Origin of the sequence: Pseudomonas wuhanensis, from assembly GCF_030687395.1 — a bacterium.
Classification (GTDB): domain Bacteria; phylum Pseudomonadota; class Gammaproteobacteria; order Pseudomonadales; family Pseudomonadaceae; genus Aquipseudomonas; species Aquipseudomonas wuhanensis.
In genome coordinates this window covers 1,501,539-1,514,245 of sequence record NZ_CP117430.1, presented here as the reverse complement: position 1 = coordinate 1,514,245, position 12,707 = coordinate 1,501,539, and the positions used below count along the sequence as shown (strand labels likewise).

Below are 12,707 nucleotides of genomic sequence, written 5' to 3'. Positions count from 1 at the left end.
TTTATCTCCCTGTCACTGCGTGATCACCCGAGCGGCGAGTGACAGGGCGCTTGTCCAGAGTGCCTTCGAGCACCAGCGCCTCATTCAGACGATCGCAAAACAGATTCAACTGGAACCGACCGTTGCGGATGTTTGCGGTCTGGATCTCCACCTCATAGGGGGCATCGGTGAATTCAAAGCGCGTGGCCAGCGGTGGTGTGAACACCATTCCCAACGCCTGGGTGGTGTAATCGGAACTCCATCCCAGCGCCCCCTGGCTGCCCTTGAGCTGCGTGGCGTCGACCGGTGAGATTTCCAGACGGTAATGGCCATTTCTGAACAGGGTGAGCACATCTGTTCCCGGGGTGATCGGCACGCTTGTTTCACTCCTGGACTCAATGGTGATCAGCTCGACTTTCCATCCAAAGGCTTCAATCACTGTCAGATCGAATTGTCGCTGGTGCGTTGGGTGGAGCGCCAAATCGGCGGTCACAACGAAGTCACCCGCCGTCGCCGACTTGAACGGGTACACTGATCGCCCTTGAGCATCGGTCGCCATGATGATTTCCACGGGGGGATTCGAATTGACCTTCCACCTCACCGGATAATTGCCCACCGGCTTCGCCTGCGCGTCGCTCGATTCCTTCACATCCACCCACAACAAAGTCGGCCGAAAAGCCCCGGCCACCGGGAAGCGAATGACCTCCGAGTAGTTCTGGATCACCGCATCACTGGCCACCCACACCTTGAACTCGACAACGGGATCACTGCCCAGCTGTGCGAAGACTGTCAAATCGCCCCTCTGCGGATTGGCCACGGAAAAATCGGAGAACCCGTCGGCGTCGCTGAGTCGCTCGATTTTTGCCGGTTCTTCACTGGTCCACCACATCACCTTCTGGCCTTCTACGGGCGCATCATCCAGTCCGACGACCCGACAGCGCACCGGCAAGGCATGACCGACCATCGCCACCGTGGTGATTGAAGGCGTGTCGAAAATCCGCGGTTTGTCTGCAAACACGATGGGACGACTGAACGTGAGACTGTGACTGCCCTCCATGTTCCTGACTGTGAGGGTGGCATTACCCGGACTCAGGCTGGAGATCCATACACGGCTCAGGCCATCCTTGTCGGTGAACGTTTGGCTGGGACGAATTTCACCCAGCGTCGTGGACCAGGCCACCTGACGGTGAGCGCCCTTGTTGCCGTAATCGTCGATCAGCACGGCGTACATCTCTTGTTCCCACAGACGGCCTGCCAGCACCGGATCTTTGGGCGGCAATCCGCTCAACTCGGAGTTGAACTTCAGGGTCGCCTCATCGCAATCGATCATCACCGATGGGGCATAAACCGGCTCGTAAAGCGGCACACTGTAGTAAACATGGGCGGTTCCCATCCTTGCCCCGGCCTGCAACTGCGCCCAGGCGCGCCCCTTGTCATCCGTCCTGATCACAGGCGTGAGCACCGCCCCAAGGTCTGTACCGACGTGAAGATCGACCCCTTTGAGTGGCTCGCCGTAAAAGTCGAGGAGCGTGATTTCAAACTCCGCGACTTCCTGTGGCAGGTTCGCAATCAGAGTCGGGTTGTCCACCACACAACGGGTAGTAAAACTCTGGCCGACTTCCGCCGAATCCTGTTGAGCAGTCATGGCATTGAACCGGGACAGGCTTTCCAGAGCGTTTTGTGCAGCGCTGGCGTAAAGCGGCTCCGGATCCAGCGGGAACAACGCGCCCAGGCTGAGCGCGGCAGTGATGTCCATCCCGTGCCGGGCCAGCTCCAGTGTGCGGTCCAGCAAATCAAGGTGCGCCAGATTGCGCAGAATGGGCCAGGCTGGATTGTCACTGCCTTCGATCTCGTGATTGATGTGTTCGGCGCACTCGAGCACATGCCGGATCCCGCAGCCGAAATAAGTCGCCAGCTTGTCGGCGGCGGCATCGCGAACCAGACGCAGGCCGTCCTCACTCATGTCGTCGGGCAACTGGTTGACCTGACTCAGGTAGTCGAGGATTTTTTCCTCAGGCTGCCGGGCCCGGGAAATCACGCGACGGTAGAACGCCAGGTAGTACACCGCCCGGATCGAAATCTCGTAAGGACTCTCGAGACTGAACCATTGATACTGCTCGCCCATCAGGAGAGTGGCGAGCATCTGCGGGCTCAACTCCAGCTTGTCGGCAATCCGGCCGCGCCGCTCCAGCTCGGTAAGCATTTGCAGGAACGAATCCGGCTTCTCCAGCACCTGCTGCACCCGTGGTGTATCAGCGGGTTGCAACGACACGGCCTCTTTCAAAAAGTCATAAGGGTGCCCCTGGGCCCAGGACAACACCTGCGTCGCCAGCAATGAATCAAGCTTCAAATAGACAGAAATGCCCTCTTCCACCACTACCCGCTGCTCGTCCCGGCAGCGCAGCACGATTGTGCGGATGAGTGTTTCCAGGGGCTCGCGCCTGGCGTCCTCTTCCTGCGGATAGATCGTCCTCACGACATCCTTGATCACGGTAGTGGCGTGTTCCAGATACTGGGCCTGTGTTTCCTCGGCACTCCCCTTCACCAATCCGTTGTCGTCCACCAGCGGTTCCAGCACAGTCAGCCACTTTATGAGCTGCTGCTTATCATCACGTAGCGGCGCGCCCTCCTCCAGCAGCGTGGCCTCGTCCACCCGCACTGCCTGCACCTGGCTGCGCAATTGCCGCAGCAATTGCTCCTGGGACTCGGTCCAGACCGTCGGCACATAAACCGGGTTGACGTTTTGCACCAACCACAGTGGCGGCAAGTCGTATTCCCGGCACCAGTTGGCACAGGTCATTAACCCGCGTATGGCACTCAGTGCATCCGCACCGTCCGCCGCACCGTAACTGGACACCGTCGGCTCGCCCGCCAGGCGTGCCACCAGGCCTTCCCCTTCGCTCAGGGTTTGCAACAGGGCCGTCGATTCAATCGGGGTCAGACCGAACAACCGGCCCAGAAACACCAGGCGCCAGAAACTGGAGAGAATCTCCAGGCTGCGCCTCAAATGGGTCTTGAGACCATAAGCCTCGGCGATCACCGTGGCCAGGTACCGGTAGGTTTCGAAATTGATTTCCAGCGCGCTGCAAATCTGATGCACCGTCTCCTGCTCGGCTTGCGTGCGCGGCACGATCGCAAACTCGACGTCATCGATACGCAACGGTTCCTCATACACCGCATCCCGGTTGTACACACGGTCAAAGTGCGACAGTTGTCCATCCTGGCCGTACACCGACAGAACGTCGATGAGTGCCGCGAATTCTTCGGCCTTGCAGCCATAGACGCTATTCAGCTCCTTGAACAGCCCCAGGCAACGCAGGGTATTGGGGCGGATCCAGATCGACGGCTCACCGGTGCCGCGACGCTCGGCATGCATCGCGGCCATGAGCAGTTGATCGACATGATGGCCAGGCAGTTGCAGCATGCGATCCAGACGGCACTTGCGGTTGACGCGGTCCATGCGGTGCTCCAAGGCCGCAAGAGGAGCTTCTCCTACGTTATGCAAACGGAACTGATCCGGCACACCGTCTTTCACCAGCTCGATCGCAGGACCTTGCCCCCCATGGATATACGAGGCACCCGCCACCACCCCGGTTAACGGCACGTCCGGGTTACCCAACACAGGGGCGTTGGCCGAGAGTTTTGGCGTAAAGGCACCACGACCTAGCAGGCAATCGACCTGACGCTGATCAAGGCGCGTTGCATCTTTAAAAATCCACAGCTGGCGCAAACTTGGGAGGGCAATTGCCAGGCTGCCAAAGTTGTCGAGGTAGAAGTTGGCCGCAGACTTTTGCGGATCCGGATCGACCCTCCGAGTCAGTGGATCGACCCTGTACAGCGATGCCTCGGCCATTGTCGCGTTCAAAGGAAAATACGGGTCTTCCAGCAGCAACGACAACTGCAACGGCCCGATCCTGCCACTCAGTTGCATGGCCACGTCGTCACGTGATCCTCGGGCGCCCGGGTTCTTGAAATATGGATAGTCCAGGTCGACCCGGCGAATGATGTCCCCCAACGCCCCGCCTTTGAGGGCCGTACCGACGACATGGGAAATACTTTCCCAGTCATGATCGTAGGGCAGGCCGTTATGGAAACGGATCGTGCGCAGGTACGCCTTGACGCTCGGCAACTCGACATTGGGCTGGGCCAGGGCCAGGATATGCGCTTCAAGTACCGAGTCGACGATCTCCAGTCGTGACTGCACGCGGTTGATCGCCATTTCGTCGATCAGCAATTCATCCACATCGGGGCGACGTTCATCCAGTGGGATGGTTTGTTGCGGCTCGCCGTGCGGCACGATGTTGTCCCTGACCCATTCGCGCAGGGCCGCCATATAGGCGGTGGTCGAAGCACTGTGCTCGGGGCTGCCCGGCGGGGCTGCGGCGTCGATATCCGGCTGGAATTGCTCCTTGTACGTGGGCAATGGCACCAATGCCTGTTCATCGTCTGGCGCCGGCAGTGCGCGCAGGCTTTGCTCGCGAAACAGCCTGGCCACGTACAACGCCAGGGCATTGCCACGGGCAATCAGCGAATGGGACTCCTTGCGACTCAGACCCAGTTTCTGCAAACCATCCGGGCCCTGTTTTATCAAGTCGAATACGCTGGGATACTGCGCAATGTACTCATCGAAAAGCAGGGGCGCGTCGTTCCTTTCTTTGAGCACAGCCTTGACCAACTGATGAACCGGACGGTTGTAAGACGCATTCATTGCGGTAGCTCCCCCTCAGCAAAAAACCGTGCCATCGGCCGTCAAGTGAGTTGTCGGTTGCTGGCGTCACGTCGATTTAGCGCTAGTTGTAGAAACAGGGCTACTGTCATATCTGACAGGTTTTATGACCGCTGGTCGGAATCTGTTGCACGTGTAAGCAGCAAAAAAAATGGCCCTCACAAGAGGGCCATTCGAAGGCACAACGAGCGGTCAACCGCCCTCGATCACTCTCAGCTCAAGCACAGTCGTCCATAGCGAGAAATCAGCCCCCGCGTGCACCCGCCCGACCATTTTGAAATCCCCCAGCGGCAAGGCTTCGGTCACAATCACCCACTGCCCTTGTCCATCGACAACACCACGGCCCCACACCTTGTCCGGATTCCCCGACTGGTACAGCCGCACTTCGCCCCTCGGCAACGCCGTACCACGAATCACCGCATGAGGCGAAACGTGCGCGTTCTGGGACGGATAGGTGAATACGGGTTTGTCCAACTTCCCTGCTACGTTGAAGCTGACAGTAGACGACCATGCCGAGAGTTGACCGTCCATATTCTGCTGGGTCGATATCCGGCGCACCCGCTGACTAAGACTGAACTGATTGCGAACCGACCAGTTGCCTTCGGCATCCACGCGGGTGATGGCAAGCACAGTGCCTTCGTCCTCCTGATAGACCTTGAGCTCCGCCCCTGGCACTCCCCTGCCGGCGAACAGCGGATAGCGCTCCAGTACTTGAGTGGCATCATCCACAGGTATGTCGATTACCGGTTTTTCGAAGCCGGCTGCAACCTGTGTCACGACAAGACTGCGGTGGGGCAACAACCACTTCGAGATGGCGCCATCACGGGACTGCCGTACCGAATAGACGTAGGGTGTAATCGCCACCGGTAACTCGATCTGCGAACGCAGCGCCCATCGTCCGTTGCGATCAACCCGCGTCCTGCCCAACTCGGTGGACATTGCATTCTGTTTGACAATGAGCACCTCGGCACCCGGCTCCCCCGTACCGGAGAACATCGGCCGCCGCCCGACCTCCTGGCCCAGGAGCGGGTAATGTACAGCGGGCGCCTCAAATTCGGCGGTCTTGCGTTCGACCATGAAGCGACCGCTCTCAAACCACTCCGAAGGCGTACCGTCCACCGTTTGGCGCACCACCACTCGCATAGCGCCTTCACGCAAATCCTTGTTGCCCGTCACCGCCCAACGACCATGGGCATCCGCTATCGTCGCTGGGGCCAGCACGTCGTCGGTGTTGAACCATGAGGCAACGTCGATGCTCGCCCCGGGCGTGGCCAGGCCACTGAAAAGCGGATGTATCCCCACCCAGTCGCCCGCCAGGGGTTCGGTGATTTTCGGGGCGGGTTTGAGCAAAAGAAAATTGAAGATGGGCGAAAGGTTCGAATCCAGTCCTGCACCGGCTGAAGCAAGCACACTGATTCCATCACCGGCAATCATGTTGTGAGCGACTCTCGCCGACCATGTACCTGCGGCCGATACAGTAGTGTTACCCAAATGGAGATAACGATTACGTCTATAGATACCGATAGTGTCCCCCGGATAACCGAACCCGGAAATGCGCAACAAGGCGCCCAGCGCTGCTCCGTTTCGCGGTGTATCGACCACCGGCACCGCCGGCACCACAGTGACGACTCGTTCGAATGGGTCACTGGCGTAGGTTCTTTGCCGCTGCCTCGCCTCCAGAGTGACGGGGCCGCCCGCCGGCAACGTCACCTTTGCCTCCCAGGTGCCATTTGCTTTCACTTCAATGTCTTTGAGAAAGGGCTGGCCCTGCCCTTTGATCGACAACTCGACAGTTCCGGGATACTGCCCCGTGCCGGAAAACAGCGCCCCACGCGCCGGCTTGCCGTTTTGTGCAGGCACCGTGATCCCAGGCTTTGGCACGCGCACCTTCACTGTCTGCACTTCGGTTCGATCGGAAATATTGTTACTGCTTTGAGACTCTTGCTGTATGGCATAGACGGTCAAATTGGCCGGAACCTGCTCAATCAGTGTCACCTTCCATTTATTGTCCTGCCCCACCGGCCCAGCCCCCAATGGCTGGTGAGTGACGTTTGAATAAATAACCACCCAACACCCTTTGAAACCTTTGCCCTCAAGGACCGGAGAAAGATCGACCTCGGCATTGGCGGCAGTGGTGATTTCCGGCTTCGGTGTTTTGACCGTGAATGTCCGGCTCGCGACCGGAGACGTCTGCCCCCCGAATGCCGCCGTTGCCGTAATGGTGCACGTACCCGGTGGCAAGTCCTCGCTGGCGTTCCGGACAAACGAACCTCCTGTTGCCGTCAATGGCACGTCGGGCTTGCCCGGGACCTTCAAGATGATCGTGGACCCGGGCCAGGCAGTGCCGGAAATCCGCGGGCGTTGTCCGCTGGGGGGGGTCAGGGGAGGTTCGGTAAATATGGGGGGAGGCGAACTCACGATCATCGAAAAGCTGGCACTGTTGCCAGACCACTGATTGTTCACCCATTGCCGGGCCGTCAGCGCGGTGTAATTGCCCGGGGCAAGGTCGGCGTTTGCCGTGGTTTCCCAGTTGAGGTTTGGCAGAACATTCGCCTGTGGTACGCCGGGCAGGGCAATGCCGTTGTTGTAAATACCGATTTTGACCGCATTCGTTCCCCACTGGCGCCCTCGGCCTCTGAAGGTTGCCCGCTGCCCGTTGACGGTGGCGGTTACCCCGGTCGGGGCAGGTGTCGGGACGTTGACCGTCAAATTGTCAGCCCAAACGGAGTTGAGAATACGCCCGCTCCCCCCGTCGGAAACACTCTGTTTACCCGAGAACTGGTAATTGCCGGGTACAAATTCTCCGGGAATTTCCTTCGCCCACGTGCCTGAGTTGACCGGTACATCAAAGTAATGGGCAGCGCTGTGAGCTTGATGGACGTGCATTAGGACATCGGCACCGTTATACCCCGTACCCGATAGCCTGACAGTTTCCCCATTGAGCGCGGATGTAATCGTGGGTTTGGATGGCCGCACCCGCAACCGGAGGGGAGCGCTGCGTAATGACGTCACCGACGAATAGACATGACTCGTCGTCACCGTGTAGGGCCCCGGGGTCAAAGTAATAGAAGCCGACCACCCCCCCGTAGAAAGAACATTCCCGGTACCCAGCCGAGTGCTTGTGGCATCCCTATAGACATTGATCGTCCCGCTCTTGAAGGGGCCGGTCAGCAACCCACCAACGGTAATTTTCTGCTCCACCTTTTGGTTGGCGGAATGGGTGGTGAGGGGCGGTGAGCCCAGGAGGCGGAGTTTATGGGGTGGATCCAGATAGGCAGAATCCATGCCGTTGATGCGCTGGATGGTATGGAAAGAAAGTTCGTTATTCCAGGGCAAAGTATCCAGGGTCGTTGTCCAGACTCCACTTGGAGGCACTTGTATACCCACCTTCAACGGTTGACCGCCAGGATACACCAGATCAACAACTGCACCTGGATAACCGCGGCCAGTCACTGTGATTGGCTGCACAGCGATTACCGAGTTTGAAACCGGCGAACTAACTTGTGGAACCAAAGGTAATAGAGACACCCAAATTCCAGATAGACTATGTTGTTCCGCTGTCACTCGATAAGTGCCGGGGACAAAACCATCAGTAAAATCCGCCGTCCACGTACTTCCAACGATTCTCGCAGCGACGCTGTCGTGCAGCGAGTCTCCCCCTCTCCATAACTTCACCGTTATCGGGACTGCAAAATTATTTGTTCCGCTGACGCGCAGGGGATAGCCGGCAATGTTCAAATAATTTGTTGGAAAAGTAATATTCGGTGTGGCTGCCTCATAATTTTTTGTCGTCCAGAACGGTTCACCGCCATCCGGGCCATCGAAATCACATTGGATAGCAATCTCTATCGGATAACCGCTTTGCCACGAAAGACTCAGTTCTTTCTCATATGTATGCCATTGACGGTCTTGCGACAATGCATCCGGTGAGTTCACTTGCCTATAGGAACCTTTCATTCCAATCTTAAAATTTATGTTCGCTCTGTACTTATGATCATACCCGGGCGGCTGAGTCATTTTATATCTCGTTGTGCGAACGAAGAGTGAACCACCATAATTTCGGTATTTAAACTCCATGACCGCGGCAAATCTATTCAGCCCACTGCCTATTCCACCTATTGCAGTTATCGTAGCGGTAACACCATCTGCCCAGAAAACTTCGTCATGCAAATCCATATCTGCATCGATTTGCTCCGGGGGGCTTTCTTGCGCTTGCTCCGACTCACTGATAACTGCATCAACGGCTTTATCTTCCATTTTCGCACCTATACACGTAAGGCTCTTCGGCTCGTGAAACGCACCTGAAAACCTAGGGCACGTAGTTGATAACAACGTAACCAAACAGCACCGGCATGCCTACTGATAGAAATGACAGTTATTGATAGGCATAAGAAATAAAAAACCACACAACCCTTGGGAATTCGAATAACCAATGGGTGACAACAGCGCCTTCAGCCGCCCCCTCGGATGGCTTTTATCGGCACTACATCGACACCGGCCGCAAACTACAACGTCTTGCGCCTTTGCCTACAGATCCCTCAGAATCCGCCGGCTTGTGCACCTTGGCCTTGCCCCGTAACTTGATCCACGTCGCTGCCAATCAGCGGCCGGGTTTAGTCGCCCGGGTAGGTATTGCGAAAGGTGCATAAGCGTCATCCAGTCGGGTAATCCCTATCCCCGCACTTGATGGTGGCTGTGCGCAGGGCGCCCTCGGGCGCGCCGGTTTTTTCGTGATCCTCCCGGTCGACTAACCTGCGTACAGCCGCCACCCCTCGTTTAGTCGCGAGACGGTGGCAGCCCCATTAGAGGATTTACGTTTATGTTCAAAGCAACTCCAAATCCCCCAGAAACCGACCCGGTTTCCCCCTACGCCTCCCTCGATTCAAAAAAGCTTCACGCCGCCGCCGAAAAGGCCCTCGACCACTACCTCAAACCCGACATCGAACCGCTGCGCTCATCCCAGGACCGTGCCATGAAAATGTTCACCGTCGTAGCTGATGCAAACCCCGAAGCCCTCGTCATCCAGACCTATGAAACCTTTTCTTCGGTGAGCATTTTGCTGCTCGACCTGGCAGAAAGCCTGGACGACAAACAGCGGCATCTGGCGATGGCGATTTATCAGATGAGTGAGATGGGGTTGATGCTGGCGGAGCGGTCGCTGGATATCGAGCGGGCGATTAAGCCGGCCTAGCCTTTAAGTATTGGCCGTCTGGTCTGACGCCATCGCGGGCAAGCCCGCTCCCACAGGGATCTTCGGTGAACACACAATAGGTGAACACCACTGAAACTGTGGGAGCGGGCTTGCCCGCGATGGCGATAATGAACGCGCCGCAACCTTCAGGCCGAGGCAGGCAACGGCTGAAAACTGAAGTACTGCTTCAGCGCCTCGACCAGTTGCCCATATTCAGGCGGTGCCCGTTGCAGGCTGAACCCGGCGTCATAGTGGTGAGGGGTTGCGTCCTCGTGGCACCACAGGCAGCAGGCATTGAGGTCGATCACCTGCTGACAATGTCCATCCGTAGGGATTTTCAGGCGCAGATTAAAGTCGGCGCCCACCATGATCGGCAACTGGCTGATCAACATCAGCCCGTCCTCGGATAGATTGCCCAAAAAGCCAATGGGCTTGTCGGTGACGCTGTTGAACACTTTGAGAAAATACGGCAGTTGATGCCGCTCGATCCGGCGGTCAGTGAACATGCTGATTTCGCTACGCAAGACCCTTAAGCAGGGCCGCACTAATGCTTCGGAACGGGGCCTGCTCTATTGCTTGATAGGCATAAGCCGCGCTCTCCCCGATCCTGGTGCGACAGTCCATCCAACCGCTGTCGCTTACTGCTGCCGATCACAGGTGTTACCTCGAATTAGAAACAAGGCTCTAAACCGATCTATTCGACTATAGCTCACCGCCGCCGGTCAGCCAGCCTTTGAATATCCTTCAATCAGAACCGGGTTGGGCGCACTACTGCTGCCGCACTGCGGGTCGGGTAATGCCCCAGGCTCTGCAACGTTTCCAGGCGGGCACGGGCGCGGTAGGCGTACTCGCTTTGCGGGTACGAGGCGATGATGAACTGGTAAGTCTGTGCTGCATCAATGAACAGCTTTTGCCGCTCCAGGCACTGGCCGCGCATCATCGAGACTTCCGGCCACACATAAGGCCGCGCCTGGCTTGCGCGTTCGACCTTGGACAGCTCGAGCATCACTTGCTCGCAGTTGCCACGGTCATAGGCGCTGTAGGCATTATTCAAATGATGGTTCATCGACCAACGGGTGCAGCCCACAACACTGAGGGCAAGGACGGCAATGAGCACGAATCGCATGGGGGGATCTCCTGTCTTGCGCTCTATATCGACCCCTTGGCGGAAATCTTCAGGATGGCTTGCAGCAAAGTTGTTGGGGGTTCAATAAAGAAAGCAATAAGTAGTGCATACGAACAATGACTACACCCAAAGACCATAGTAGCCTCTGCTAGCGCTTGAACTCAGGAGTCTTTGCATGTCCGTCCGTCGTACCAAAATCGTCGCTACCCTTGGCCCGGCCAGTAACTCGCCGGAAGTTCTCGAACAGTTGATTCTGGCTGGCCTGGACGTCGCCCGTCTGAACTTCTCCCACGGCACCCCCGACGAGCACAAGGCTCGCGCGAAGCTGGTGCGTGACCTCGCTGCCAAGCACGGCCGCTTCGTCGCCCTGCTGGGTGACCTGCAAGGCCCGAAAATCCGTATCGCCAAATTCGCCAACAAGAAGATCGAGCTGAAGATCGGTGATCAATTCACCTTCTCCACCAGCCATCCGTTGACCGAAGGCAACCAGCAAGTGGTCGGCATCGACTACCCGGACCTGGTGAAAGACTGTGGCGTGGGCGACGAGCTGCTGCTCGACGACGGCCGCGTGGTCATGCGCGTCGATACCGCCACCGCAACCGAACTGCATTGCACCGTGACCATCGGCGGCCCGCTGTCGGACCACAAAGGCATCAACCGTCGCGGTGGCGGCCTGACCGCACCGGCCCTGACCGAGAAAGACAAGGCCGACATCAAGCTCGCTGCGGAAATGGAAGTCGACTACCTCGCGGTGTCCTTCCCGCGTGACGCCGCCGACATGGAATACGCCCGTCAACTGCGCGACGAAGCCGGCGGTACTGCCTGGCTGGTGGCGAAGATCGAACGCGCTGAAGCCGTAGCCGACGACGAAACCCTCGACGGCCTGATCAAAGCCTCCGACGCGGTGATGGTGGCCCGTGGTGACCTGGGTGTGGAAATCGGCGACGCCGAGCTGGTGGGCATTCAGAAGAAAATCATTCTGCACGCACGCCGCCACAACAAGGCCGTGATCGTCGCGACCCAGATGATGGAGTCGATGATCCAGAATCCGATGCCGACCCGCGCCGAAGTGTCCGACGTAGCCAACGCCGTACTCGACTACACCGACGCCGTGATGTTGTCGGCGGAAAGTGCCGCAGGTCTTTACCCGCTGGAAGCGGTGCAAGCCATGGCGCGCATCTGCGTCGGCGCTGAAAAGCACCCGACCAGCAAGACCTCCAGCCACCGCATCGGCAAGACGTTCGAACGTTGCGACGAAAGCATCGCCCTGGCCACGATGTACACCGCCAACCACTTCCCGGGCGTGAAGGCGATCATCGCCTTGACCGAAAGTGGCTACACGCCGTTGATCATGTCGCGCATCCGCTCTTCGGTGCCGATCTACGCGTTCACCCCGCACCGCGAAGCCCAAGCCCGCGCGGCCATGTTCCGTGGCGTCTACACCGTACCGTTCGACCCGGCTTCCTTGCCGGCCGAGCAAGTCAGCCAGGCTGCGATCGACGAGTTGCTCAAACGCGGCGTCGTGCAGAAAGGCGACTGGGTCATCCTGACCAAGGGCGACAGCTACCACACCACCGGCGGCACCAACGGGATGAAAATCCTGCACGTTGGCGACCCGATGGTCTGAGTGATCGCTCGCTGAAAAACAAAAGCCCCGCCATGTGAATGGCGGGGCTTTTTGGTTT

6 protein-coding genes are annotated in these 12,707 nt (G+C 58.0%); 2 read left to right on the top strand and 4 right to left on the bottom strand.

Annotated features, from left to right (window positions below; genetic code table 11):
* Position 1: 1 nt before the first annotated feature.
* Both PSH88_RS06925 and PSH88_RS06920 read right to left on the bottom strand, forming a co-directional pair.
* A complete protein-coding gene (locus PSH88_RS06925; RefSeq protein ID WP_305425501.1) occupies positions 2–4,687 on the bottom strand; it encodes a Tc toxin subunit A in 4,686 nt (1,561 codons plus the stop codon).
* A gap of 210 nt (positions 4,688–4,897) precedes the next feature.
* Positions 4,898–8,962: a hypothetical protein gene (locus PSH88_RS06920; RefSeq protein WP_305425500.1), complete on the bottom strand. Its 4,065-nt coding sequence runs from the start codon at positions 8,960–8,962 to the stop codon at positions 4,898–4,900.
* Between the two features lie 562 nt (positions 8,963–9,524).
* On the opposite strand from PSH88_RS06920, the gene PSH88_RS06915 reads away from it, so the two are divergent.
* A complete protein-coding gene (locus PSH88_RS06915; protein WP_305425499.1) occupies positions 9,525–9,896 on the top strand; it encodes a DUF6124 family protein in 372 nt (123 codons plus the stop codon).
* A gap of 146 nt (positions 9,897–10,042) precedes the next feature.
* Here the strand turns inward: PSH88_RS06915 and PSH88_RS06910 are convergent, their stop codons facing one another.
* Positions 10,043–10,402 carry a PilZ domain-containing protein gene (locus PSH88_RS06910; protein WP_305425498.1) on the bottom strand — a complete coding sequence of 120 codons (360 nt, stop codon included), beginning with the start codon at positions 10,400–10,402 and terminating at the stop codon, positions 10,043–10,045.
* Positions 10,403–10,644: 242 nt separating this feature from the next.
* Entirely contained in the window at positions 10,645–11,022 is a 378-nt protein-coding gene (locus PSH88_RS06905; RefSeq protein WP_305425497.1) for a tetratricopeptide repeat protein, read from the bottom strand.
* 175 nt (positions 11,023–11,197) lie between these two features.
* Between PSH88_RS06905 and pyk the strand changes: the two genes are divergently transcribed.
* Entirely contained in the window at positions 11,198–12,649 is a 1,452-nt protein-coding gene (gene pyk, locus PSH88_RS06900; protein WP_305425496.1) for a pyruvate kinase, read from the top strand.
* Positions 12,650–12,707 lie beyond the last annotated feature (58 nt).

Coding starts and splice junctions, on each gene's coding strand:
- PSH88_RS06920 (WP_305425500.1), bottom strand. CDS start 8,962: ATGGAAGATAAAGCCGTTGATGCAGTTATCAGTGAGTCGGAGCAAGCG.
- PSH88_RS06925 (WP_305425501.1), bottom strand. CDS start 4,687: ATGAATGCGTCTTACAACCGTCCGGTTCATCAGTTGGTCAAGGCTGTG.
- PSH88_RS06915 (WP_305425499.1), top strand. CDS start 9,525: ATGTTCAAAGCAACTCCAAATCCCCCAGAAACCGACCCGGTTTCCCCC.
- PSH88_RS06910 (WP_305425498.1), bottom strand. CDS start 10,402: ATGTTCACTGACCGCCGGATCGAGCGGCATCAACTGCCGTATTTTCTC.
- pyk (WP_305425496.1), top strand. CDS start 11,198: ATGTCCGTCCGTCGTACCAAAATCGTCGCTACCCTTGGCCCGGCCAGT.
- PSH88_RS06905 (WP_305425497.1), bottom strand. CDS start 11,022: ATGCGATTCGTGCTCATTGCCGTCCTTGCCCTCAGTGTTGTGGGCTGC.